This is a genomic window from Vibrio sp. 10N.261.55.C5 (assembly GCF_041470505.1).
Classification (GTDB): Bacteria; Pseudomonadota; Gammaproteobacteria; order Enterobacterales; family Vibrionaceae; genus Vibrio; species Vibrio crassostreae_C.
The window spans coordinates 18,545-43,472 of record NZ_JBFRMS010000046.1 but is presented as its reverse complement, the minus strand read 5'-3'; the positions used below and the strand labels follow the sequence as shown (position 1 = coordinate 43,472).

21 protein-coding genes are annotated in these 24,928 nt (G+C 45.4%); 1 reads left to right on the top strand and 20 read right to left on the bottom strand.

The genetic code is table 11. From position 1 onward, the window contains the following. Positions 1-27: 27 nt before the first annotated feature. The 18 genes from AB4263_RS16670 to AB4263_RS16585 all read right to left on the bottom strand — a co-directional run bounded on the left by AB4263_RS16670 (position 28) and on the right by AB4263_RS16585 (position 21,064). Positions 28-1,233 (bottom strand): iron-containing alcohol dehydrogenase, encoded by a 1,206-nt coding sequence (locus AB4263_RS16670; protein ID WP_372098563.1) that lies wholly within the window; start codon positions 1,231-1,233, stop codon positions 28-30. A gap of 226 nt (positions 1,234-1,459) precedes the next feature. Continuing rightward, positions 1,460-1,903: a hypothetical protein gene (locus tag AB4263_RS16665; RefSeq protein ID WP_004732424.1), complete on the bottom strand. Its 444-nt coding sequence runs from the start codon at positions 1,901-1,903 to the stop codon at positions 1,460-1,462. 85 nt (positions 1,904-1,988) lie between these two features. Continuing rightward, the gene (locus AB4263_RS16660) at positions 1,989-3,404 is read right to left on the bottom strand and encodes a coniferyl aldehyde dehydrogenase (protein ID WP_017093346.1); all 1,416 of its coding nucleotides are present in this window, start codon (positions 3,402-3,404) and stop codon (positions 1,989-1,991) included. A 277-nt stretch (positions 3,405-3,681) separates the two neighbouring features. Continuing rightward, positions 3,682-4,164, bottom strand: coding sequence for a MarR family winged helix-turn-helix transcriptional regulator (locus tag AB4263_RS16655; RefSeq protein ID WP_004732429.1), 483 nt, complete (start codon positions 4,162-4,164; stop codon positions 3,682-3,684). 362 nt (positions 4,165-4,526) lie between these two features. Next, entirely contained in the window at positions 4,527-5,738 is a 1,212-nt protein-coding gene (choV, locus tag AB4263_RS16650) for a choline ABC transporter ATP-binding protein (RefSeq protein ID WP_372098562.1), read from the bottom strand. A 2-nt stretch (positions 5,739-5,740) separates the two neighbouring features. Further along, positions 5,741-6,583: a choline ABC transporter permease subunit gene (choW, locus tag AB4263_RS16645; RefSeq protein WP_009845976.1), complete on the bottom strand. Its 843-nt coding sequence runs from the start codon at positions 6,581-6,583 to the stop codon at positions 5,741-5,743. A gap of 95 nt (positions 6,584-6,678) precedes the next feature. Then, a complete protein-coding gene (locus tag AB4263_RS16640; protein WP_372098561.1) occupies positions 6,679-7,650 on the bottom strand; it encodes a choline ABC transporter substrate-binding protein in 972 nt (323 codons plus the stop codon). Between the two features lie 157 nt (positions 7,651-7,807). Next, positions 7,808-9,520 carry a choline dehydrogenase gene (gene betA, locus AB4263_RS16635; protein WP_372098560.1) on the bottom strand — a complete coding sequence of 571 codons (1,713 nt, stop codon included), beginning with the start codon at positions 9,518-9,520 and terminating at the stop codon, positions 7,808-7,810. 73 nt (positions 9,521-9,593) lie between these two features. Further along, positions 9,594-11,054, bottom strand: a complete 1,461-nt coding sequence (gene betB / locus AB4263_RS16630; RefSeq protein ID WP_372098559.1) for a betaine-aldehyde dehydrogenase — start codon at positions 11,052-11,054, stop codon at positions 9,594-9,596. Between the two features lie 125 nt (positions 11,055-11,179). Further along, positions 11,180-11,782 (bottom strand): transcriptional regulator BetI, encoded by a 603-nt coding sequence (gene betI, locus AB4263_RS16625; RefSeq protein WP_004732441.1) that lies wholly within the window; start codon positions 11,780-11,782, stop codon positions 11,180-11,182. Positions 11,783-12,211: 429 nt separating this feature from the next. Beyond that, positions 12,212-12,709 carry a hypothetical protein gene (locus tag AB4263_RS16620; RefSeq protein WP_372098558.1) on the bottom strand — a complete coding sequence of 166 codons (498 nt, stop codon included), beginning with the start codon at positions 12,707-12,709 and terminating at the stop codon, positions 12,212-12,214. Between the two features lie 9 nt (positions 12,710-12,718). Further along, a complete protein-coding gene (locus AB4263_RS16615; RefSeq protein ID WP_372098557.1) occupies positions 12,719-14,302 on the bottom strand; it encodes an LruC domain-containing protein in 1,584 nt (527 codons plus the stop codon). A 208-nt stretch (positions 14,303-14,510) separates the two neighbouring features. Next, positions 14,511-15,695 (bottom strand): Xaa-Pro peptidase family protein, encoded by a 1,185-nt coding sequence (locus AB4263_RS16610; RefSeq protein WP_048610028.1) that lies wholly within the window; start codon positions 15,693-15,695, stop codon positions 14,511-14,513. A gap of 37 nt (positions 15,696-15,732) precedes the next feature. Next, positions 15,733-17,076, bottom strand: a complete 1,344-nt coding sequence (locus AB4263_RS16605; RefSeq protein ID WP_372098556.1) for a TRAP transporter large permease — start codon at positions 17,074-17,076, stop codon at positions 15,733-15,735. Further along, positions 17,073-17,615 carry a TRAP transporter small permease gene (locus AB4263_RS16600; RefSeq protein WP_102432478.1) on the bottom strand — a complete coding sequence of 181 codons (543 nt, stop codon included), beginning with the start codon at positions 17,613-17,615 and terminating at the stop codon, positions 17,073-17,075. Before AB4263_RS16600 ends, AB4263_RS16605 begins: the two co-directional genes overlap by 4 nt. A 122-nt stretch (positions 17,616-17,737) precedes the next feature. Next, positions 17,738-18,781, bottom strand: coding sequence for a TRAP transporter substrate-binding protein DctP (gene dctP / locus AB4263_RS16595; protein ID WP_372098555.1), 1,044 nt, complete (start codon positions 18,779-18,781; stop codon positions 17,738-17,740). A gap of 203 nt (positions 18,782-18,984) precedes the next feature. Continuing rightward, entirely contained in the window at positions 18,985-20,181 is a 1,197-nt protein-coding gene (locus tag AB4263_RS16590; RefSeq protein ID WP_372098554.1) for a M20 aminoacylase family protein, read from the bottom strand. A gap of 91 nt (positions 20,182-20,272) precedes the next feature. Then, positions 20,273-21,064 carry an Asp/Glu racemase gene (locus tag AB4263_RS16585; RefSeq protein WP_372098553.1) on the bottom strand — a complete coding sequence of 264 codons (792 nt, stop codon included), beginning with the start codon at positions 21,062-21,064 and terminating at the stop codon, positions 20,273-20,275. Positions 21,065-21,376: 312 nt separating this feature from the next. On the opposite strand from AB4263_RS16585, the gene AB4263_RS16580 reads away from it, so the two are divergent. Then, positions 21,377-21,868 (top strand): Lrp/AsnC family transcriptional regulator, encoded by a 492-nt coding sequence (locus tag AB4263_RS16580; RefSeq protein WP_372098552.1) that lies wholly within the window; start codon positions 21,377-21,379, stop codon positions 21,866-21,868. Positions 21,869-22,044: 176 nt separating this feature from the next. Here the strand turns inward: AB4263_RS16580 and AB4263_RS16575 are convergent, their stop codons facing one another. After that, positions 22,045-23,244, bottom strand: a complete 1,200-nt coding sequence (locus AB4263_RS16575) for a diaminopropionate ammonia-lyase (RefSeq protein ID WP_372098551.1) — start codon at positions 23,242-23,244, stop codon at positions 22,045-22,047. A 316-nt stretch (positions 23,245-23,560) separates the two neighbouring features. Continuing rightward, a complete protein-coding gene (locus AB4263_RS16570) occupies positions 23,561-24,658 on the bottom strand; it encodes an alpha/beta hydrolase (RefSeq protein WP_372098550.1) in 1,098 nt (365 codons plus the stop codon). Between the last annotated feature and the right edge of the window lie 270 nt (positions 24,659-24,928).

The window sequence follows — 24,928 nt, the reverse complement described above, 5'->3', positions numbered from 1 at the left end:
TAACATTCAGTCGATTAAGACAGAGACTTAAATCGCTTTCTCTATGATGGTTTCAATCGTCTGTTTCGAGATTGGGTAGAACTGAAAACAGATGTCTTTTTCAATCGCTTCTGCAATGTTGCTCTTCTCTTGCGCATCAAAGTCCCAGCTGTTGAAACGCTTCATCGCACCCACACGGGTTTGGAAGTTGTTTAAGAAATCCAACACTCTCTGGTAAACCATCTCATCGGTTCCCGTCGTGTCGACCGAGAAAGCTTGAGCTAACTTCGCCGCATTCGGCATATAGAATTCAGGCAGAGCTTCAATCACAACCGGCATCAGTACCGTGTTGGCATCGCCATGTGGAATGTGGCTAATCGCACCAAAGGCGTGAGCACAGTTATGAATCGGAATACCGCCCAAAGACGAATAAAATGCAGAGATCGCCATAGTGCTTGCTTGAAGAAGGTTGCCGCGTGCCGTTAGATTTTCTGGCTCTTTAAGTGCCAAGGGTAAGTTTTCAACAATCAGTTTTGCAGCCTGAATGCCGTAAGCGTCGGTGAATGCATTACTCATCGGTGACACAATCGCTTCAACAGCGTGTGTTAACGCATCCATGGCTGTAGAACGAGTAAGGTGAGCTGGCAGCTTAGTGGTCACCGTTGGATCAAGGATCGCGATATCGGCTTCCAATCCAGACGCGACTAGACTTGCTTTGATGTTTTCATGTTCATTGTAAAAAACAGCAATCGGAGAGGCTTCTGCGCCCGTACCAGCCGTTGTCGGAACCGCAATGTGGGGCACTCGAATATCTTCATTGTTTGGCCACACATCCATATGACCGCCACCCGCAATCACGGTGCGAATGTCATCTATCTTCTTATGAAATGCGTATTTCACACCTTTAGAAGCATCAATTACGCTGCCGCCGCCAACAGACAAGATCGCATCAGCATTGACGCTGTTTGCAAACTCAATTGCTGCGTTGATGTTGTCGCAAGTCGCGTCTGGCGCGATATCGGTGTACACACCAACAAGCTGAACCGCTTGTTCATTACCTGGCTGGTTCACCTTTTCGTTTACAAACAACGCCGAGAACTGCTCAACAAAACCAAGAGACTCCAAGCCTTTATCAGAAAAGAGCACGACTCTTTGCGCACCTAAGCGACCAAAAAGAGAAGGGATATTTTCAATGCCATTCTCTTGAGCATGAACAATGGTTTTAAGTTGAAAGTTAAAATTATTGGTTGTCATGATATTTACCTCATTTCTAGTTGATGACTAAACAATAACCAATACAAACCGGTCGGTCTAGAGTGTTAATGTCAAAGATATGTCAATTAAGATCTTTATGGATCATTGCCCCAAAACGAAAAAAGCCCGCAAATGCGGGCTGTAGTAATAAGTGAGTGATCATTGAATAAGTGTCATTGAGTCACCATGAGCAACTTATTAACTATTAACTATTAACTATTAACTATTAACGAAGATGAGCTGGCACCTTGCTTTTGTCTCTAGTGAGGTAGTAATACAGGTAAACTAAAGAGTAGACAGTCACAAATCCATCGAGCGCAAATACACCGCTCCAACCATAAAACCACTCATAATCGTTGATACACACGTTGTATAAGAATATGCCCACAAACATCGACTTCTCAAATGCACTGTAAATCATGGTCGAAGTACGCAGCGATTTGTACTTCGCCGAGAACATCAACAACACACCAATACAGCCAACCATGACTCCCCAGTGTTGATAGGTACCCATAAGATACTCTTTGTTCACCATCATCGTATCGTTGTACGAGAACAGCGTTTGCATACTCCAATCAGGCGCAAGGAAAGTAGAGAAAGCGGTTGCGGTTAAGAATCCTGTAACCATCAAATACGCTTTCATCGTTCGTTCAAAAAATCGTTCCAACATAAAAATAACCTCTTAAAATAACGTCGTAAAAATAATTTCTTATAAATAACTTCTTGTAGATAAATTGGGTAATGACAGAAATGATTTACTTGCCAAGCATGCTCATCACTGCGGTCTTTAATTCGTTGTCTTCTTTTGAAAACAGATGCTTAACTCGATGATCTAAGCCCGTTTCCAAGACGGTTTTGGCATGGGAGAAAGTAAGGAAACCTTCTTTACCGTGATAATTGCCCTGCCCTGATTCACCAATGCCACCAAACGGTGCGTCATCAACCGCTAAATGGAAAACACAGTCATTGATACACATTCCGCCGGAATGAACTTGGTGTTTAACCTGAGCTTGTAAGCTCAAATCAAAGCTCATTAGATAAAGCGCTAACGGCCTTGGTTTGCTATTGATGACTTGGAACGCCTCTTCGATATTGCGATACGTAATCAAGGGTAATAGTGGGCCGAAAATCTCTTCGTTCATCATCTTGGATGACAGGCTTGGTTCAACAATTAGGTGCGTCACCAAACGATGGTTATCTAAGTCCATCGCTTCGTCATGGCAAGCGACGGTTCGCGTTCCTGCTTGTTGCTCTTCATTCAACAAGCCGACAATACGATCGCATTGACGAGGATTGATTAGGGACGTCAAACTCTCGGAATACACCCCTTCATCGAACAGCAATTGGTACTGTTTTTTATACTCTTGAATGAAAGATTCAACTTTCCCTTCAGGTAGCAATACATAGTCAGGAGCCACACACACCTGCCCGTTATTGAGGCTCTTACCATAAATGATTCGCTCAACCGCGATATCAATTGGCATGTCTTCTGCAACGATAACCGGTGACTTACCACCTAGCTCTAGTGTGACTGGAGTTAGCGTGTCAGCCGCTGACCTCATCACTTGGCGACCCACTTGGGTTGACCCCGTAAACAGAAGATGATCAAACGGCAACGCCGAAAATGCGGCTGCGATTTCTACCTCACCTTCAACCAAGCACACCTCATCGGATTGGAAGACTTCCGCCAATAGCGCTCTTAATACTTGGTTCGTAGCTGGGGTAAATTCACTCATCTTGATCATGGCGCGATTGCCCGCTGCCAACGCCGAAATAAGCGGGCCGACGGATAACATGATCGGGAAGTTCCACGGAGCAATGATCCCGACAACGCCTTTGGGTTGATAAACCACTTCAACACGAGAGGTTGAAAGCAAAGGGCCGGAATGACGAATCGAAGATGTCGACCAATGAGGTAAACACTCAATGCTGTGATCAATATTTCCGATGCAAGGCAATATGTCGGCCATCAAAGTGTCTTGTCGACTGCGGTGACCATAGTCCTCACTCACGGCTGAACACAAACGATCTGTGTAATCGATAAGCGCAGATTTAAGTGCAAGCAACTGCTCAATTCTCACCGATACCGCTGGCATCGGGTTCTGTGCAAAAGCTCCCTGCATGTTGTTCAACGTCATGGTCATTTGTGTTGGCGTCAATTCGTATTTCATACATCACCTCGTGGTTAAGATGAGCACACAATAATACAAAGCAGACCGGTCGGTCTATACTTTTATTGTCAGAGAATCGTCAATGCATTTTTGAATACAAATAAATAGGGTGGTTACAACGTAGGGTTAAAACCCAGGGCGATTTAAAATAGGAGGGTGTAACGAACAGGCGGTATAACGAGAAATCTCACATGGTGAGATCAAAAATGGCCGCTTAATGCGACCATTTAATAACTCTTTAAGTTTTTTGTTTTAAATAGACAATTTAAAACTAACGTTAGCTTTTGGCTACGTTTGCAATGCCTTCAAGCTGAAGCACTGGAGCAGCGTCGATGTCTTCTGCGTTCATCATTGCTGATACACGCTGCATCGAAGAAAGCAGTAAGCTTTGCTCCCACGTCTCTAGGTTTTGGAATTTTTTAACGAAGTTATCTTGCAGCGGCGGTGGCGCATTGTTTAGCAACTCTTGACCTTTTTCAGTCAGGTTCGCGTGTACTTTACGGCGGTCCGATGAACTGCGTACTCGTTGTACATAGCCATTTAACTCAAGACGGTCGATGATCGTCGTCGTCGTTGCTTGGCTTACATTGGTCTGATTAGACAATTCTTTGATTGTCACATTACCCATTTCTTGGATTGCTCTCATTAAGATTAATTGAGGGCCAGTCAAACCATACTCTTTACTCAGCTTCTTCGAGTGTAAATCGATAGCGCGAATAATTTGGCGAATAGCGACCAGGATTTCGTCATGTTTGTCCAAGATGCAGACCTTTGTACTAATATACTGTGAATGGTTTTACAGCGTCGAAGCGATGAAATGTCTCGAGTGATTACGTCACGCATGCTCGAATTACACTGTAAATTGATAAATTACTTCATTGATTTTTCCGCATTGTACTGATGTTCATACTATTCTCAATCTTTTCTATACCACTAAACTTGCGTGGTACGGCACTTTTGCTTAATGAAGGGGGAATGAACGCTTCAATGAAGACAAAAATAATGAACCAGAGAATACAAACTCAAAGAATAATATATTTTAATAATCATAGAGGTAGAGAGATTTAACCCTCTCCACCCAATAAAAAACCAGCCTCAATAGCTAAACTGAAAAACGAAATTTTACGCAGCGGTATTCATCTGAAAGTTACCCGTTAGTGCGTTGTAAAACTCGCTGTTATCCAAAATCCCGACCAATTGATTGTTTTCAACCAACAGAATTGGGTGGTTACTGATCTGCTTAAGCTTAATCGCATCACGCATACCAATCTCCGGGCTTGTCACTACCACACTCGACGCGTTAATCGCGGTTAGGTCGTCAGACTCGCTCCACTCAACAAGCGCCAAAGTAGATTCACCTTTCACTGAGAAAGCACCTTCACTCTGTTCAATCCAAAGATCTTTAGAATCGCAGATCTTCCAGCTTTCATTCTCTTGCGTCAGTGAATCAAGAGGCTGCATTAAAGAGCGACCTTTAAGCACATTCAATGGATTGGTGTGAGCAACGAAGTCTTTTACGTATTCGGTTTTTGGCGTCAGTACGATCTCTTCAGGCTTACCATGTTGAATCAGTTTTCCTGACTCCATGATCGCAATGTTATTACCAATCTTCAGTGCTTCATCTAGGTCGTGACTCACGAACAGAATCGTTTTGTTGAGTTTGTTTTGCAGCGTGATCAGTTCATCTTGCAGCTGAGCACGAATCAGTGGATCAAGCGCCGAAAACGGTTCATCCATCAACAGAATGTCGGTGTCCATTGCAAACGCACGCGCCAAACCAACACGTTGCTGCATGCCGCCGGAAAGCTCATGTGGAAATTTGGTTTCCCATTCCGCCAGGCCGACCATTTCTAATTGCTCACGCGCTTTTACACGACGAACATCTTTCGCTACACCCTGCATTTCAAGACCAAACGCTACGTTGTCTAATACATTAAGCCATGGCATCAAAGCAAACTTTTGGAACACCATAGAAACGCGGTGAGTACGAAGATGACGCAAGGTCGCTTCGTCGCATTGCGCTAAATCGACTTGTTGGTCACCGTCTTTGATTGTCAGTGAACCACGGCTGATCTCATTCAAGCCGTTAACTGCACGAAGCAAAGATGATTTACCAGAACCAGACAACCCCATCAGCACACAAATCTCGCCTTCTTCAACGGTCAGCGACACATTGTCTACGCCAACCACTTGGCCAGTCTCATCGATGATCTCTTGGCGAGTTTTACCTTGGTCGAGTAGCTCAAGCGCTTGTTTCGATTTATTACCAAACACAACATCGAGATTCTTAATGGTAATCGCGTCCATTGTCTTTTTTTCCTGAGAGTTAGACATGATTAAGCTTCCTTCTGGTTTGGTGTTTTGCACAAGCGGTCAAGGATGATTGCGACTAATACAATCGCTAATCCAGCTTCAAAACCTTGTGAGATGTTCACTGTGTTCAATGCACGAACAACAGGTTTACCAAGTCCGTCAGCACCGACAAGAGCGGCGATAACCACCATCGAAAGCGACAACATAATACATTGGGTTACACCTGCCATGATGCTTGGTAGAGCCGCCGGTAATTCGACCTTCATCAGCAATTTCATGCGGCTGGCACCAAACGCTTTACCCGCTTCAATCAACTCTTCAGGTACTTTGGTGACACCTAAGTAGGTCAAACGAATTGGCGCGGCAATGGCAAATATGATGGTCGAGATTAAGCCAGGAACGATGCCCAAACCGAATAAAACCAAAGTCGGAATCAGATACACAAACGTTGGAACCGTCTGCATTAAATCAAGAATGGGTCTAAGCACCGTATATAACCAAGGGCGATGCGCAGCCATGATGCCAACCGGTACGCCAATTAATACGGAAATCGTTGTCGCCGCAAAGACGAGAACAAAGGTTTCCAGCATTTCTTGCCAATAGCCAAGGTTTAAAATAGTCAGCAAAGCTGCAACCACGAAAATCACAAGCGAGGGTTTACGGTGTAAATACCATGCAATCGCCGCGGTCATCACGATTGGTAAAGCCGGTGGCATCCACTTAAATACATCGACTAAAAACATAATGACGGTTTCTAGAAAAATCGAAATAGCGTCAAAGAATCCTGCTGCATTGATTGTTAGCCAATCAACACCCGCTTCCATCCATTGACCAACAGGGATTTTGTTTTCCGTAATAAAATTCACAATATTGCCTTTTATTATGGGTGGGCTACTTCAAACCAATCGATAAATTGGCAAGCCCACCTTTATTATTTATGTAGCTGTTGAGATAGGTAGAACTAAGCTTTAACTTGCTTTAGGTATTCAGTAACGGCTTGAGTCGCTGATTCACCTTTATGCGTTTTTACGTTGTCTAACCAAGCTTCAACTTGTTGAGGGTTATTGTTCAACCATTGTTGAGCCGCTTTTTCTGGCTTCACTTTTTGGTTAAGAATCTCTTCCATCAACTGGTTTTCCATCTCTAGTGTGAACTCTAGGTTTTGCAGAAGTTGACCGACGTTTGCACATTCAGACAGGTAGTTTGAACGAACGTTAGTGTAAACATTCGCGCCGCCGTAGTTAGGGCCGAAGAAGTCGTCACCACCTGATAGGTATTCCATCTCAACATTGCTGTTCATTGGGTGCGGCGCCCAACCTAGATAAACGATCCACTGGCTACGACGAGCAGCGCGAGATACTTGCGACACCATGCCCGCTTCACTTGATTCCACTAGGCTGAAATCTTTCAAGCCAAACGCGTCAGAATCAATCATTGATTGTATTAGGCGGTTACCGTCGTTACCCGGCTCGATGCCATAGATGCGGTCTTTAAATTTGTCGGCATGTTTTGCTAGGTCGGCGAAGCTTTTTACACCTGAGTCGTACACGTATTTTGGTACGGCTAGCGTGTATTTTGCGCCTTCAAGGTTGGCACGAACGGTTTCAACCGTGCCCTCTTCACGGTACTTAGCAATATCGCCTTCCATGGTTGGCATCCAGTTGCCTAGGAATACGTCAATATCGCCGTTCGCCATTGAAGAGTATGTCACCGGTACTGAAAGTAGGTCGGTTTTGGTTTTGTAACCAAGGCCTTTTAATAGTTCAGAAGTAACGGCGGTTGTTGCGGTAATGTCAGTCCAGCCTACATCAGCGAAGCGGACGTTTTCACATTGCTGTGGTTCAATAGAAGCGTTAGCACCAAATGCAAATGAGCTGATGGCTAGTGCTGTTAACGTTTTTGTCTTCACGTTCTGAATATTTAGAGTCGTCATAATGGTTCCTTTTTATCTTTCCTTTTGCTGCTCGATATCAACACCGATAGAGAGCAGTTCTTCTGACTTTTGACTAATTAGTTTTGTTATTTTTTGCTTGTTACTTGTTGTTTTTATTCTTTGCTGCTTTTGCTATTTTTTAAACAATAACAGATACTTACGCTTCTCGTACTGGCTTATTGATTCTTTGTGTTTCTTCCCATTCCGGTGCTATCCATACCGGAACGTTTTGCTCTTTTAGAACGGGCTTACCTAGAATCAAATCGGAAGCACGCTCAGCAACCATAATGGTCGGTGCGTTCAAATTACCGTTTGGAATAACAGGGAAAACAGAGGAGTCGACCACGCGCAGATTATCAATGCCGCGAACACGACACTCTTCATCAAGTACCGCCATTGGGTCATCATCAGCGCCCATTTTGCAGCCACAAGAAGGGTGATAAGCACTTTCAACGTTCTGCTTAACCCATTCGTCGATCGCTTCATCAGAAGTTACGCTCAGACCTGGCTGAATCTCTTCGCCACGGTAAACATCCATCGCAGGTTGCGACAAAATCTCACGCGTTAGACGAATACAATCGCGCCAATCTTGGCGGTCTTGCTCAGTCGAGATGTAATTGAAAATGATCTCTGGCTTGGCATGCGGGTCAGCAGAAGTGATCGCTACCGTACCGCGACTTTCTGGTTTATTAGGCCCAACGTGAACTTGGAAGCCGTGTCCATCAAAGGCCGCTTGTCCGTCGTAACGCATCGCTGCTGGCAGGAAGTGATATTGAATATTCGGCCACTTCAATCCTTTGCGAGAACGAATGAACGCGCACGATTCAAAGTGATTAGTGGCCCCCAAACCTTTGCGAGTCAAAATCCACTCTGCGCCAATCATGCCTTTGCTGACTAAACCAAGCTTGCTGTTGAGCGTGATGGGTTCGTTACAGTGATATTGGAAGTACACTTCCAAGTGGTCTTGTAGGTTTTCACCGACGCCACTGAGTTCGTGTTTAAGCTCAACACCCGCCTTCTCAAGTACCGCTTTCGGGCCGATACCAGAAAGTTGCAGCAGTTGAACCGAGCCAATAGAACCCGCAGAAGAGATCACTTCCTTGTTCGCCACGGCCACTTGAGTATTGCCTGACTTTTCAAACTCAACACCAACTGCTTTCAGGCCTGATTGACCTTCTGAGTCTTGTGCTTCAAGTAAGAAACGACGCGCCACGATGCCTTTTTTCAAGGTAAGGTTTGAACGCTTCAATGCTCGACGTAGATAAGCGTTAGAGGTTGAGGCTCTAACACCCTTGTCTACCGTCATATGCATAGTGCCGAAGCCTTCTTGCTGGTAGCCGTTGTAGTCGTTGGTTTCTGGGTAACCGGCGTCTTTACCTGCATCGATGAACGCTTGGTAAAGCGGGTTGAGCTCCATATCGTTACCGTTACAAGTGCCGACAGGGCCATTGTCTCCACGGTATTCATCACCGCCTTTGTTCCATGATTCAGCACGGCGGAAATAAGGCAAGCATGCTTGGTAGTTCCAACCCGCAGCGCCTTCTTCTTCCCATTGGTCAAAATCACACGCGTGGCCACGAACATAAACCATGCCGTTAATTGATGAGCTGCCGCCTAACACTTTGCCACGTGGGCAGTGCAGTTCACGTCCATCAAGGCCCGGTTCTTTCTCTGTTTCAAATTGCCAAGCGTACTTTTCAGTATTCATTGGGTAAGAAAGCGCGGTTGGCATTTGGATAAAAATGCTCTTATCCGTACCACCAGCTTCCAGTAATAAAACGCTATGTTCACCGCTTTCCGTTAGCCTATCCGCTAACACACAGCCGGCCGAACCCGCGCCGACGATAATATAATCGTAGCGTTGTCCCATGTTTTTGATTTCCCTGAGATGAGTCAGTAGGGCTAGCTCTGTTAGGCTAACCCATAAAATTGAGTGTTACGCGTTAGGCATAAGGGCTGGCGTAGTCGCCAAGTTCAATAAGAATGCTCTTAGTCTGCGTATAGTGAAGTAGGGTTTCTGGTCCATTTTCACGGCCAACACCCGAAAGCTTGTAACCACCAACCGGCATTTCTGCTGGTGAGTCGCCCCACGTGTTCACCCAACAAATACCTGCCTGCATTTGATGAATAACACGGTGCGCACGAGAAAGGTTTTGCGTGAACACACCTGCCGCAAGGCCATATTTGGTGTCGTTAGCGCGGCGAATCACGTCGTCTTCGTCGGTAAACTTCAACACTGACATTACAGGGCCGAAGATCTCTTTTTGAACGTGAGGCATGTTATCTTCGCAATCCACAAACACGGTTGGGATAACAAAGTTACCGTTTTCGAGGCCGTTGTCCGTCACTTGATAGCCGCCCGTCAGCAAGGTTGCACCCGACTGTTTAGCTAGCTCAATGGCTTCAAGGACTTTTGAAAGGTGTTCTTTAGAAATCAACGCGCCGATCTGAGTATCCATGTCCATTGGATCACCAATGATCAGCTTCTCAGTGCGTGTTTTAAGTTGATCGATGAATGCGTTGTAGATGTTTTCGTGTACATAAACACGGGTACCGTTAGTACACACTTCGCCTTGGGTGTAGAAGTTAGCAACCATCGAAGCGGAAACTGCATCATCCAATTTCGCATCATCAAACACGATCATCGGTGACTTGCCGCCAAGTTCCATGGTGACTGATTTCAGCGTCTTAGCGCTGTCTGCCATTACCGCTTTACCGGTACCGGTTTCGCCCGTGAACGACACTTTTGCGATCTCTGGGTGCGCCGTTAGCATCTGACCAACACGGTAATCGCCCTGAACCACGTTGAACACGCCATCAGGAAGACCAGCTTCAGTAAAGATTTCTGCAAGCTTGAGCGCCGTTAGCGGCGTTTCTTCTGAAGGCTTGAAAATCATCGCGTTACCCGCAGCGAGTGCTGGAGCCGATTTCCACATTGCGATTTGGATAGGGTAGTTCCACGCGCCAATGCCCGCACAGATACCTAGTGGTTCACGGCGTGTGTAGAAAAATTGAGATTCACTAAGAGGTTGTTGATCGCCTTGCAGCGTAGGTGCTAGCCCTGCGAAATACTCAATAACGTCGGCGCCAGACGCCACATCCACTTCGATCGCTTCTTGTAACGGCTTGCCCGTATCGACAACCTCAAGGTTCGCAAGGTCATTATTTCGAGCTCTAAGTATCTCTACCGCCTTTAAAAGAATGCGGCTGCGTTCTACGGCTGTCATTGCTGACCATACCGCAAACCCGCGCTTCGCCGATTCAATCGCACTTTCAACGTCAGCTGAAGAAGCTTGGCCAAGCGTCGCGATAGGTTCACCGTTGGCAGGGTTAATGCTATCAAAGGTTTCACCAGAGGTTGCTTTAACCGCTGCGCCATCGATGTATAACGAGTTCATTTCCATTTGAGATTCTGACTTAATTATTGTTATTAGACTCTACTGGTCTATATGTGAGTATTGGGTGCGAATAGTGGGCGTTCTAGCTCTTGCTCTAGGTCTAGCTCAAGGTCTAACGCTACCACTGCGATCTATTTGCTATGACACGAGTAGAACGTAAGTTGCTTATCTAGATAGTCATTGATGATGGCACGCGCCTTTTGAGCATCGATACCATCTGGGTTTAGTGTGCCTCTCAGCCACAAACCATCAATCAGAGACGCAATCCCGTGAGCAACGAGATCCGCTTGTTCATGATTCAAAATACCTTTCAACTCAAGACGTAAGTGTGAAATCAAACGTTTTTCATTCACACGTTGCAGTCTTTTCAGCTGCTCGTCATGCATTGAATATGACCAAAATGCCAACCACGCCTTCGCGACCTTATTTTCTGCTTGGTAACCTTCGAAGTTACCATCGATGATCGCGTTAATTCTCTGTTGGTGAGCATCAACAGGAAGTGCTTTTAGTGACGTGGTGATGGTATTGGAAAGTTGGCGAAGGATTTCACGCATGGTCTCTTCGAGCAGCCCATGCTTTCCACCAAAATAGTGATTAATAATGCCAGTGGAGACTCCCGCTTCTTTGCTGATCAACGCAATACTCGCGGCATGCAAACCCACTCGATCAATCACCGTCATGGTGGCTTGAACAAGCTGTGGTTTACGTATATCAGGCATCCCAACCTTCGGCATTTCTTAGCCCTTTTATTTTATATTGAACGTTCAGTTAAATATAAAATGACAGAAATTTAGTTAGGGTTCAAATGATTATTTAAAACAAACTCGTAACAATACAGCATTCAAATCAGCAAAAAACATTATAAAACAATAAATTAAATATCATTTAGAGCACTAACAAAAACAATTAAAGATTTGAGGTGTGATAGTTATTGGTCAAATGTTTTTGCTTATTCTGAACAAACTTCAACCGCTTATCTTCTGTGCCGAAATAGGGCGAGACACAGCGAATAGGCATCGTTATTTGTGTATTGGGAGGGAAAGTCGATGATGTGATTGATGAAGAGTAAAAATGAAAATCAGATACAAAGAGAGCACCACAAGTAAGTTCGGTGCTCTCATTTTTATCGCCAATATTGAGATAATAAAGTGTGGTTGGTTCAACTAAAAAGCCAAGTGGTAACTATTGCTCGATTGATCCAGTGAAATTACCCAACTTTGCTCTTGTTCACTGCTGCTCATCGGCACCCAACGAGCGTAGATTCGCTTCCAGTTTCCATTCACTTCTAATTCCACCACATCGATTTGAGTTGGGTACACCGTTGTGATTCTAGACAATGGGTCAGCGACAACATCACCGTTACTCATCACAAATGCCGACTCGGAATACAAGTGCAGCGCTCCCGGAGTAGTTCCCGAGTAATCCATCGACAAACTGATCTTCTCACCGACATCAAACGAAAACCCAGCTTGCGCAACAATCTCCGAAGTGTCGGTTATTGCTGCAACGGCTGGCTGAGCAGGAGAAGCGGGCGTCTGAGCCGGTGTTGGGGTGGCCGATGGTGTTTGAGCTGGCGCAGCACTTGAGCTTCCCCCGCCGCCACAGGCTGCGACTAACAAAGACAAAGAACTGATGGTGAATCGTTTGATTGTATAATTCATGGTGCTCTCCTACTCGTCCGTCGCTGAAATAATTTTATTGGTGATCGATGCCTTGTACCACTCGCCATCTGTCTCACCACTGCTGGTTACCCATGTAGGGAACGACGTATAAGCTTCACTGATGTCAATGTACTCGACAGGGTGGTCCCATTCATCACGGATGTTAATCACCCAAGGCATGTTGTTGCTGGTCTTAAACGATTCAGAGCCCGAAGAACGGTCATCGTGACTATTGAACAAGGCATTATTCATGTCACTGGTGCCAGAAAACGCTTTGAGGTGAGTTTGCCATGTCATACCTGGAGGAGTGCCAACAAAATCACCGTGGTACATATCTTCAGCCGCAAAAATGAATGAGTCATAAGGTGGATATCCGATTTCATCACGCGATACTGGAGACGTAAACTCGACGTACAATTGATAGTTGAGAGCATCAGCATTTTGCTGTTCAGAGCATGCGCTTTGTGTTCGGTAGAAGACACAGTTTTCGGTGAGTTCTCCTAGGTTTTCTAGCTCAACTCTCAGATCTTCAGACACCATCAGAATCGTTTCGCTGCTCCCCTCTTTGAGAATGGTATGACCAACAGCAACCCCATTTCGAGTCAATGTTGTTGATGCCACGTTAGCAGGTAGAACGTTCGGCAGTTTCAACGCATAGCCATTGGAATAGCCAGCCCCCATCGCCTGAAGTGTGTAATCTATGGTTAAGTTTTTAAGTTCTCGCTGTCCATTGAGTTGCTCTGTCACTCGGTAACGCCACACCACATCCTTGTTCTCTTGCACCAGCACTTCGTATTTAGAATCTGTCGTACCATCTTCATTGACCCCATCAATGGCTGTAAAAGGTGACACTTCAACAGTGAAGATCAAATCATTAAAGTCGTTATCTCCGCTAGGGCGATAAATATCCTCAAAGCCAAGTACTAGGAACTCATTTTCTGTATCGAGGAAGGCAACATTGTGTCTTCTGTTCACTGCGGTTGCTTCAGGGTTGATTGGAGGGTAGCTGTAAAAAGGCGTTCCCCAACCGCCAAGCCACGGGATGTTGTTATAAGAACCCTCCCACCCCCAACCATTAGAGATAATGAAGAAAGCCAATGTTTGGCCAGCAGTAAGTTGGACACTTAAATCAATCGTGTCGCCTTCTTGCATCTCACCAACACTAGCAACGGACGTATTGGGAAACACAATCACATGCGCATTAATGTCGTCTTTGGTCGCCGGTGGATTGTTGGTATCAAACACAAAGTAACCGAGAGAGTTTCGATAACCCGCCCCTTCATTCAAGAACGTGATTTTCGCCGTTGCGTACTCTGCACCATTCAACTCGTCGTCAATATCAATGCTCGAATAACGCTCGGGCGCAATAAACGCACTGTTCACCGTACTGCCTTCAGGGAGCATCGAATAAACGTTGGTTAGTACATCTTGTGGGAGTGAATCGGCTATCGAATAAGTATTGTTGGGTTTACCTTTTACCGAATAGTTTGACGCATCTGCTCCAGATTCAAAGGAAAGATCCGCAGTTGTCAGCGCCATCGCAAAACACGGCATTAAACAACTGGGCAGTATGACTGAATTCCAATTTCTCATTATGTTCCCTCTTTCAACTAGCCATAAACGAGTAAAGAGGAATGGAGCAAGTATAGTGCCGAAAAATAAAACTTTATTTAACAGAAGGTTATGATTATCTAGTTGAGAATTCTCATTTTGAGAATGAAGTTGAATGTAAAAACCGCTATTCAAATAGCGGTCTTAATTTGGGATGAATAGAAGGGTTAACAAAGTAACTAACTGCGGTTTATTCGCCTATAATCGGCATCGACTGCCAAGCTCTTTGATGCAGCATCTCGCAGCCAGATTCTGTGATGACGATGTTTTCCTCGTGCACTATCATGCGGTTTTTCGCAAATGCCATGCCCGGCTCAAGTGTTAACACCATACCCGGTTTTAAGATCACATCACCGTTAGGCACATGTGATGGCCACTCTGTAAGCTGCATACCTAAACCATGCCCCATACGACCCACATCGTTGCCAAGTGCGCCGTTCTTTTCGAGTACCGACCACATAGCTTGCCACACGTCTCCAGTGGTGCGTCCCGGCTCAGCAATCGCGAGCCCCGCTTCTGTCGATTGATAAACGGCATCGTAGGCAGCGATGGTATCAGGTGCTGCATGACCAAAGGCATAATTACGATCAAAGTCGCTGAAGTAACCATCAAAGTTAGCCCCCGTATCGATGATCAAAACATCCCCTTCAGAGAGTACACGATCCGTTGGCCCCATGATGATGTTGTCATAGCCACCTTGCCCGGATGCCGAGATCAAGTAAGGACACGCATCGGCACCCAAACGCAGCATTTCTAAATGCATGGCTTTACACGCCTGTCGCTCTGTCATGCCTATTGCTAAATTTTGGCGAAGATACTCAAAACCCGCCGCCGTGACTTGGCACGCAAAGCGTACTTTATCGATTTCGACTTGAGACTTAACACTGCGCATATCGCGAATCATCAGCGATACATCAACCACACTATGTTGGCTTAGCTTCTGCTGTAACAATGCATAGTTAGTGGCCGGCATACGCAGATGTGTTTCTGGGCCGACCATCGAACCGATTCGACGAGAACCTCTCGATACTTCAGACAACGTTGCCGCTAACAAAGAGATACCGTCGTCTTCTGGTCTTGGTGACGGCCAACTGCGCACGTCGTCAATCCATGTATCGTCGAAACCAGCGACACCAATCTCTGGCACCACGGCGATAGGCTTGCCAACCGCAGGCACAACCAAAAACCAAGGTCGAGTTGGACTTTCCCAGAACTGCGATTTGAAGCCACTGAAATAGCGAAATTCTGGTTCGGTCGTAAAGAACGCTGCATCGATGTTTTGAGCACGTAGACGTTGTTGTAACTCGACAGTACGTTGCTCTAGTTCTGCTGATTCAAACCCTCTCTGCGGAGGTGTTAACGGCAATATACTCATATTTCTATCCTTGATTGAATAAGGGTAACTCGACGAATTAATTGAATAAAATATCTCTTGGTAACAGTGCAATACTTGGGAAGAAAATCAGCAATGCAGACATCAATATCAAAATAAGGAAAAACGGTAATGTCCCACGGATCACTTCCATGTAAGGCCGCTCGAAAATCGCGATAGCCGTAAAGATGTCACAACCAAATGGAGGTGTTGCCGACCCAATGGCCATTTGCAGCGTTACCATCACACCGACCAAGATTGGATCGATCCCTGCGGCATTAACAATCGGCATGAAAATCGGCGTCAAGATCAGTAGAACGACCAATGAGTCCACGAACATGCAGCCAACAAAAAAAGTCAGTGCGATAACAAACAGAATGTATTCTGGTGAAGCATCTTCTAGATTAAGAGGAGCAAGTAACTCCTGAGGAATTTGTTCAAACGAGATGTACCAAGAAAACGCCTGTCCAACACCCACCAGCACAAAGACAACGGCAGTAATCAAACCGGTATTCAGCGCCGCGTCGCAGATGTCTTTTACGCCAAGTTTGCGATAGAAAATGCACTCAACAATGATTGCATACAACACGGCAAATGAAGCCGCTTCCGTAGGCGTGACCACGCCAGAATAGATACCACCGATAATCAAAGCAGGGAAGCCGAGAGGAAGAATCGCTTTCTTGATCGCTTCAATACGCTCAGCAGTGTTGGCCTTTTCAACCAAAGAGATGGTGTCGCTGTGTTTTACGCTGTAGGCATAGCTGTATAACGAGAACAGGCTAGCGAGCACTAAGCCCGGACCAATACCAGCAATAAACAACTCCCCTACACTGGCGTTGGCTAAAGTGCCGTATAGAATCAAGCCGATGCTCGGTGGAATAAGAAACGCGATGTCACTGGCATTGATGATCAACGCCATCACAAAGCTGTCTTTGTACCCTGCTTGCAGTAACTTAGGACGCATGATTTGCCCAACCGACACCACGGTCGCTTGAGTCGAACCGGAAACAGATCCAAATAGAGTACAGCTAATGCAGGTGGTAATCGGCAGCCCGCCACGCAGATGCCCTACAAACGCTTGAATCAGACCAAGTAAGTTATAGGCCGTGTGCCCACGTGTCATAATATCGGCCGCGAGTATAAACATGGGAACAGCAATCAATGCGTTCGGCGAGATACCCGTAACCATCTGCTGAATCAATACACCGGGCTCAACCTGAGAGAAATGAATCAAGCCAATCAAAGCCCCAACCGCTAACGGCACGATCATAGGGAAGCTCAAAAACAGCAAAATCACCATCACAGAGACAAGAGTAAATGTGATGACATAAATATCTAATTCGCCGGCAATAACGTCCGAGAAAAACTGTGCAACATCGCTCATTCGAACTCACCTACTTTTGTGTTTCTATTTTCAATCACGTCAAATGACACGTAGATTTCTTTGTGCAATAAGTTCATCAAGAAGCTCATGCTGTATTGCAACCCGGCAATAAAAAAACCAATTGGAATGATCGCGTATACCCAATACACAGGGAACTGTAAGGCTGGACTTAACCGGTTAATATCTTTCAGCTCTTTAACGTAAAAGAACGCATGGTAAGTGAGATAAAACATCAGCATTGCAGTTAATAACGCAATGATGGTTGTGAGAATTTTCTGAGCTTTAGTGCTCAAGGAGTCGTAGACCGCTGTCATACGAATATTTCGACCTTGGCGCACCGCATAAGCGAAGCCGACGAAGGTAACAGAGACAATCAGAAACTGATTGAGCTCTTCTGAAAAAAACAGGCTTTTATTGAAGGCGTAACGACCAATCGCATTGGCAGTAGAGTTGATCATCATCGCGAGAATGGCTGTCATGATCAGAAAGCGCTCTAGCTTTTCTGTCGCGACACTTATTTTATGTAGCAGTTCTTTCATAGCAGGCAGTGCTCCATACTTCGTTCAGTGACACGAGTCCATTGCCACTATTTTGGAGAAGGTTGGGATAAGCTATCCGCTAACACATATCAACGGATAACTATCATCCTTACTAACGCTTTCTATTGCGTTGCTGAAGCAGCCTTCACTTCACCTAGGATCTCTTCGAGAATGGTTTTCGCCCCCTCACGAGCTTCGCTTTTCTGACCCGCCGGGTAAGCATTCGCCACTACGTCGTAGTATGTCGTGTGCAGCTTCTGGCTTAGTGTTTTGAAGCGCTCACGCTCTTCATCCGTCAAGACAACCACTTGCATGTTTGGACGCTCTTTCAAGATCTTGTCCATGTTCTCTTTGTTGATGCGGATCTGATAGTCGTAAGCCTCTTGATCTGCCGCTTTGATTGCTTTGTCGACCATGGCTTGCTTCTCTTCAGACAAAGCGTTATACCACTTACTGTTGGTCGAAACGGTACTCACATAAGGTTGCTGACCTGGGAACATTAGGTAATCTTGAACCTCATGCCACTTGGCGTTGTAGATGAAGTAGATAGGGTTAACCATGCTATCAATGGTCTTTAGTTGCAGTGAACCGTACACTTCACCCCAAGAAAGAGGGGTGGGTGTTGCACCAAACGCTTTGTAGGTTTCAACAGGAATGGTTGAAGTGAAAGTACGGATTTTCTGGTTCGCAAAATCTTCAGGAGTACGAATAGGTTTATTACCGCCCCAAACCATTTCGCCTTCAGACATCATCGACAACAGCTTTAGGTTTACGCTCTCAAACTTAGGTGCCAATTTGTTGTAGATGGTCGGGCTTTCCGTTAACACCTTATGAGTGATTGCTTCATTGGTACCCAGTACATACGGCAAGCTCACCGCCTGAACTTCAGGTACGTAAGACCCTAAGTGACCCGCGCCAACAGACACAAACTGAATCGTGCCTTTAGCAGCCAGCTCTACGATGTCGTTTTCTGTGCCCAGTTGACCGTAGTAATAGATGCGAACACGGATGTCGCCATCAGATTCCTTCTTAATCACTTCCGCAAATTTTTGCGCATAGATATCTTGAACGTCTGTTTTGTCCTCTTCTGAAGCAAACTTCCATGTTTCGGCATGAACGCCAAAAACCATGCTCAAACTTAGCAGTGCTACGCCTAATCGTTTCATCCTGTCTTTCCTTTTTATTATCCTAATTACACGCTGATGACCTTGGTCACTTCACGCGCTTCAGTTTTGGCTGTGTCGACAATAAACTCCGTTTAAAGTCAGCCATCTTGCAGTGCCAAATCCGTCACTGCTGAATCTGTTCCTTTACTTATTACTTCTAATTGAGTTGTTACTTCTAATTCATTGTTTCTGAATAAGTGTTTCTAAATTGATCTTGCTAAACGATCGTTCACCAACTGAATCCAGTAACTCGCACCGAGCTTTAAGATGCCGTCATTAAAGTCATATTCAGGGTTGTGCAATGCGCAGCCACCGACCGATTCCGTGCCGTTACCCAACAGCACATAACAGCCCGGTTTAACGCGTAACATGCTTGAGAAATCTTCCGAAATTGTCAGTGGATCGCAGGCGTCATTAACCTTCTCGACACCGAGCACCTTCTGCGCGGCGGCAACCGAATATTGGGTTTGTTGATCACTGTTGATGGTTGGGTAGAAGGTATTGATAAACTCAAATTCGTAGGTCGCACCTGCCGCCTGACAAATGCCCGCTACGATTCGCTCCATATTTTGCTTGATTCGATCGAGAGAAGACTCAGTGAAGCAGCGGCAGTCACCTTTGATGGTTACTTGGGTCGGGATAACGTTAACCGTGCCATCAGTAATAAACTCGGTCGCAGAGACTACAGCCGTGTCGTGGATCGCACTAAGGTTGCGAGATACTATGGTTTGCAGACCAAGAATGACTTGCGAACCAACGACTAAAGGATCGACGCCTTGGTGCGGCAGAGCAGCATGTCCACCCACGCCATTGATGGTAATCTCAAAGCTACTTTCACTAGCCATTAATGATCCGGGACGAACCATCAATTCACCTTCCGCTAAGCCGGGGAAATTATGCACGCCATACACTTCATCAATAGAGAATCGCTCAAACAAGCCATCATCAATCATCGCTTGCGCGCCACAACCGTGCTCTTCATCGGGTTGAAAAATGAAATACACAGTGCCATCAAAGGTTGGGGCCTCGGCTAAATAGCTTGCAGCGCCAAGCAACATTGCGGAGTGTCCATCGTGACCACAAGCGTGCATCTTTCCATCGTGTTGTGAGCAGTGTGCGAAGTTGTTTTGCTCGTGAATGTGCAGAGCATCCATATCAGCTCTCAGACCAATGCTCGCTTCACTCGATCCTGAACGAAGTATCCCAACTAATCCTGTTTTACCAATGTAACGCACTACCTCGATACCAAAACTGTGTAACTTGTCAGCGATAAAATCGGAGGTCAGATTCACATCAAAGCCACACTCAGGGAAACGGTGTAAATGTTGACGCCACTCCGTCATGCTTTGAATAAGCTGCGAAGACAATTGGTCTGGTTTGATCGAGAAAGTAGAAGGCATAGTAGTAGTCCCAAAGTGTCATTCTTTGTATTAACGTAAAATGTGGAGTTAGCTTGGCTGCTGAATGTAAACACGAAGCAAGCAGCTTGAATCAAAGGTCGTTACAACGGTAATTATCTGAGGTTGGCTCAAGATGGTGCTCTAGCAGTGCACCGAAACCTTTTATGGGTATGGGGTAGTTCATCAACTGAAGCGAATGCCAAGCCAATACCTGATTGCTGCTAACAACGGGCTTATCTAATTCCACTTCAATGGATTCAATCACCGATGCTGCACGCAGTGCCGTACAAGAGATAAACAGAAGATCCGCTTCAGGGGCGCAAACTTGTAGTGCGGCATGTTTAATGTCCATTGGGTCAATGAACGTCATCGCGGTGTCATCTTCAAAATCAAAGCCAGCGATGCTCAATACCTCAATGCCTAGCGATTCAAAAAATGCCGCGACGTCTTGATTCACGGCTTCGGTATAAGGCGTTAATACCGAGATACGCTTCGCTTTAAAGCAGTCGAAAGCCGCTAAGGCCGCAGTCACCGGATTCGTTACCGCAGCGTTTGGGCGAGACTGATGAATGAGCTGGGTAATTCGTTCGCTGCCAATCGCTACGGTGCCGGAAGTACAGGCATAAATCACCACATCTAATTCGGTATCCGGAAGGATGGCATCAGCGCAAGCAGCGATTCCTGGCTCCATCTTTCGCAGGTTCTCTATCGTCAATGGATTATAGTTTCGAACTCGGTTGGTGAACGACTGTACATCGTCTGGAAACAACGTGTTTAAATCACGCTCAATATTGAAATCTGTCGCTAACGCAATCACACCGACGCGTCCTGCTGGTGCCAATTTTTCTAATTCAAACTGTAAAGTAGCGGTTGCAGATTTCATACTTTCCAACTCCTTGAGCTGCCAATATCAACACTCAACAAATGTTAACAACATGTATCACGTAAACTTCAAAACTCTGTCGATTTGAACTTTACATTTCGTTCACAAGGTTAATAATGCACCGATAACTTTAAGGATTATCATTAAACGAATACCTTATTGTGCGGAAATTCCGCATTTTTTATTGCGTTATAGTGATTTTTTGTTCTCAAACCTCTGTGATTAATTATTGGAGCCAAATACCTTTAACTCGATCACACACTGGTAGAAAAGAAACAATTAATTTACAAATTGATACTGGGAAGTATGGGTATGACACAACAGCCTGCATTGGTGGTCGACAGTTTCGACAAGAAGATCCTCAACATCGTACAACACTCAAATAGAGCAACATCAGACAAGATTGCTGAGAAAGTCGGGCTCTCTCCCGCTGCCGTTCAGCGCCGTTTAAAACGCATGAGAGCACAAGGAGTAATTCAGGCTGATGTCTCAGTGATCAATCCAAAAGCGGTCGGTCACGGAATGACGTTTATCGTTCAGGTAACACTTGAACGTGAGCGCGTGGATTTGATGCACAACTTCAAAAAAGAGATGAGTTCGAACCGTTCTGTGCAGCAATGTTATTACGTCACAGGTAGCTCTGATTTTATCTTAATCGTCACGGCAGCAGATATGGAGGGTTACGACAATTTCACTCGTGAAGCCTTCTTTGACAATGCCAATATCAAGAGCTTTCAAACCAATGTGGTGATGGATAACGTCAAGGTTGGGCTGACGATTCCAATTGATGAGCAGCGTGATTGATGACCAGATCGATTGATGACCAGCGAAATTAGCAACCAAGGCGTGTCATGAGATGAAGTAAAAAAGAGAGTAAAAAAGACGGTATGAAGAAACCTTACATACCGTCAACTTTGGGGCTTACTTTATTATTCGTTGTTCGCGATTAGCTATTAACTGCTAACTATGTACTTTCGTTATTAGATTTTGTTGTCGATGATTTGTTGGTAGAGATCCGGGTCCGTTGCCCCTTCAGTACCAATTACTAGCACTCGACTGTCTTGAGTTAAATTCAGTTTTTCAGCGAAATTCGGCTCTTGTTTAGCGATGATCACTGCGGAAAACCCTGGAACTGCAGATTCGCCCCCTTCTATCGCCGCTTCCGTTTGCTCGCCACTCGCCAACATACGCATCGCTTGCGGGATCGCCTCTTCACTCAGCGTCATGAAATCATCAGCGCCATTTTGTAGAATCGTCCACGCCAAGCTTGAAACCTCACCACAGGCAAGGCCTGCCATCAGTGTCTCTAGATCGCCGGTAACTACAACGGGCTTGCCCGCTTGAGCACTCTTCTGCAAACAGTTGGCCTGCTCAGGTTCTACGATTACAAAACGTGGACGCTCAGCGCCCCACAAATCCCAGAAGTAACCACAGACGGCTGATGCCAAACCACCTACACCGCCTTGTACGAAGACATGTGTTGGGATTTCACCATCCAATTGCTCGACAATTTCAGCCAACATCACTGTGTAGCCAAGTGCCACATCCTTCGGGATTTCCATGTAACCTTCATAAGAGGTATCCGACACAATCACGCGGTTTTTCGCTTTGGCTTCAGAATCGGCCAAACGAACCGATTCATCGTAATTACCTGTAATGCGAACCACTTCTGCACCGAACGCTTCCATCGCTTGTTTGCGCCCTTCAGACACATCGCGGTGAATATAAATCACACAACCACAACCAAACATCTGAGCGCCCCATGCCACGGAACGGCCATGGTTTCCGTCAGTTGCACAACTAACAACGATCTCAGCAACTTCTGATTTCCATTCACCGTTGAGCAGCTCACTGATGGTCGGATTCTTCCCATAGCGATTAGCGATTTCAATCTGAAGCTGACGAGCCACCGCATAAGCGCCGCCCAGAGCTTTAAAACTCTTTAAGCCAAAACGCTGCGATTCATCTTTGTACCAAAACTTGTTTACGCCGATCTCAGCAGAGATAGCATTCAGTTCATGCAAAGGAGTCACAGAGTAACCTGGCCATTGAGAAATATCTTTAATCGCCTGTTGAGAGTTCGCGACACTTAAAATGTCACGCTGCTCACTTGAGTATTCCAATTCACGGCGTGCTTGGGGATTAGCGTAGTGTGTCAGATTGCCTGCCAGTAACTGCATAAATGATCGTCCTTATTAGTCATTCACATGCTCCTTACATCGTTAGATTATAGAAACCTATTGGCCAGTAAGGTTGCGGATAATAAATGCTATCGTCAAAAAAGTGCTGTGATTGTGCTTTCTAAAAACCAAATCTGCAGAAATTAGTTGTTACTTAGCGAATAAATGCGGTTTTTACTCACATCCATGTTTTCTCGTTGAATTAATGAGCATCACAAGCGGTACCGCCTTCAATTCCAGAACAAAAAAAGGCTGGTGATGACAAAGCACAACCAACCTTTCAACATACACACCTAATTTTTAATGCGAGCCTAAGCTACTCAATGCGTGTGATAAAACCGTATTTATCTGACTCAGCCTTAGTCACCCAGTGTTCGCCAGAAGCCGGAGCAGAATCCAACGTGAAGATATAGAAGTCGATTCCTTTGTCTCCCATTACCTTTTTAAAGTAGGTCGCTTGCTTGCGATGGCTTTCGTTCGTGTATGGGAAGTCTTTGGCTGTTTTATCATCCTCAGCCCAACTGTGCACACCAACCTGCTTATTGAGCTCAATGGCTTTAGTGGTATCTGCTCGTTGCAAAACTCGTGGGTTACCCGCAGCGAAAAGATCCGTGCCGCCAGAGAACACCGACCCCGTAGGCGTTACGATCGTCGTCATGTTGTTACTGTGGATCATGCGACCGGTGTACATATTGATATCATCGTCGGCACTTCCACCAATATGGTTGGTAAACTTCAACGTCATCTCACTGCCTTGATACAATTTCACGATATCAAAAAGCTGAGAATAGGTTGATGCGCCTAGAGTGGAAGTAATGCGATCAACAGCGCCAGTCTCGTTGAGCACATCACGGTAAAAAGCGTTGAAAGCAAACGAGGTGGTTATCGTTACCTTGTTCCCACTTTTAGTGTTACTCAGAATGGTAGACCCAAGGCTAGTCACGTATTGAACCAGTTCATTGTGATACTCAAGCTCGACGGGCTTATGAGTATTCGTCGTCGTGTTAATTAACGTGGTGTCATTGCCGATTGAGCGTTGAGCCGCACCACAATCAAACACGTCCAAACCCTTGCTCTCTGTGTAGATACCGCAGCTATCAAATCCTGCATCAGGGAGGTACAGATCCACACTTTGACCTAAACTATCCGCAAGCCTAACCACTTTTTGCTTATCACTAATATCTTCCACAAACAGAACGATTTCATACTGCACACCGTTGTAATCAAGTTTTATGGATTCTTGGACCTCTTGTCGCTCTTTATACAACTCACCCAGTTTCGCTGATGAAAATACGTAATCCGCTTGAGGTTTTGCTTGCACTTTGGTGGCAGCTTTACCTGAGTTAGAGCTTGAATTACAGCCCGCTAACAGAATCAAAGGTAACGCCAGTAATGCATTTCTATAGTCGTTCATACCGTTATTCCCAAAATGTTTGATGGGAAAATTCTATTGTTTAGCGCTGAATTTATCTGTCGTGGAAATGTATGAGAATGTCGAGCCTATTTGAACGATGTTTTTTATTTTCCTATAAATGCCAATTCATCATTGAACTAACTTATAAAGTGTTTAATCATTCGCTTTAGGTATTTGGCGAAGCATCTGAACTTATATGCAATAGCGTATAATCGTAATGGTTCATCACGACGAAGACTCGCTCACCTAATCTCAATAAGTGAAACGCAC

What these genes read in the sequence shown, in the direction of transcription:
- AB4263_RS16670 (WP_372098563.1), bottom strand. Translation starts at nt 1,233, where the DNA reads ATGACAACCAATAATTTTAACTTTCAACTTAAAACCATTGTTCATGCT.
- AB4263_RS16665 (WP_004732424.1), bottom strand. Translation starts at nt 1,903, where the DNA reads ATGTTGGAACGATTTTTTGAACGAACGATGAAAGCGTATTTGATGGTT.
- AB4263_RS16660 (WP_017093346.1), bottom strand. Translation starts at nt 3,404, where the DNA reads ATGAAATACGAATTGACGCCAACACAAATGACCATGACGTTGAACAAC.
- choV (WP_372098562.1), bottom strand. Translation starts at nt 5,738, where the DNA reads ATGTCTAACTCTCAGGAAAAAAAGACAATGGACGCGATTACCATTAAG.
- AB4263_RS16640 (WP_372098561.1), bottom strand. Translation starts at nt 7,650, where the DNA reads ATGACGACTCTAAATATTCAGAACGTGAAGACAAAAACGTTAACAGCA.
- betA (WP_372098560.1), bottom strand. Translation starts at nt 9,520, where the DNA reads ATGGGACAACGCTACGATTATATTATCGTCGGCGCGGGTTCGGCCGGC.
- betB (WP_372098559.1), bottom strand. Translation starts at nt 11,054, where the DNA reads ATGGAAATGAACTCGTTATACATCGATGGCGCAGCGGTTAAAGCAACC.
- betI (WP_004732441.1), bottom strand. Translation starts at nt 11,782, where the DNA reads ATGCCGAAGGTTGGGATGCCTGATATACGTAAACCACAGCTTGTTCAA.
- AB4263_RS16620 (WP_372098558.1), bottom strand. Translation starts at nt 12,709, where the DNA reads ATGAATTATACAATCAAACGATTCACCATCAGTTCTTTGTCTTTGTTA.
- AB4263_RS16615 (WP_372098557.1), bottom strand. Translation starts at nt 14,302, where the DNA reads ATGAGAAATTGGAATTCAGTCATACTGCCCAGTTGTTTAATGCCGTGT.
- AB4263_RS16610 (WP_048610028.1), bottom strand. Translation starts at nt 15,695, where the DNA reads ATGAGTATATTGCCGTTAACACCTCCGCAGAGAGGGTTTGAATCAGCA.
- AB4263_RS16605 (WP_372098556.1), bottom strand. Translation starts at nt 17,076, where the DNA reads ATGAGCGATGTTGCACAGTTTTTCTCGGACGTTATTGCCGGCGAATTA.
- AB4263_RS16600 (WP_102432478.1), bottom strand. Translation starts at nt 17,615, where the DNA reads ATGAAAGAACTGCTACATAAAATAAGTGTCGCGACAGAAAAGCTAGAG.
- dctP (WP_372098555.1), bottom strand. Translation starts at nt 18,781, where the DNA reads ATGAAACGATTAGGCGTAGCACTGCTAAGTTTGAGCATGGTTTTTGGC.
- AB4263_RS16590 (WP_372098554.1), bottom strand. Translation starts at nt 20,181, where the DNA reads ATGCCTTCTACTTTCTCGATCAAACCAGACCAATTGTCTTCGCAGCTT.
- AB4263_RS16585 (WP_372098553.1), bottom strand. Translation starts at nt 21,064, where the DNA reads ATGAAATCTGCAACCGCTACTTTACAGTTTGAATTAGAAAAATTGGCA.
- AB4263_RS16580 (WP_372098552.1), top strand. Translation starts at nt 21,377, where the DNA reads ATGACACAACAGCCTGCATTGGTGGTCGACAGTTTCGACAAGAAGATC.
- AB4263_RS16575 (WP_372098551.1), bottom strand. Translation starts at nt 23,244, where the DNA reads ATGCAGTTACTGGCAGGCAATCTGACACACTACGCTAATCCCCAAGCA.
- AB4263_RS16570 (WP_372098550.1), bottom strand. Translation starts at nt 24,658, where the DNA reads ATGAACGACTATAGAAATGCATTACTGGCGTTACCTTTGATTCTGTTA.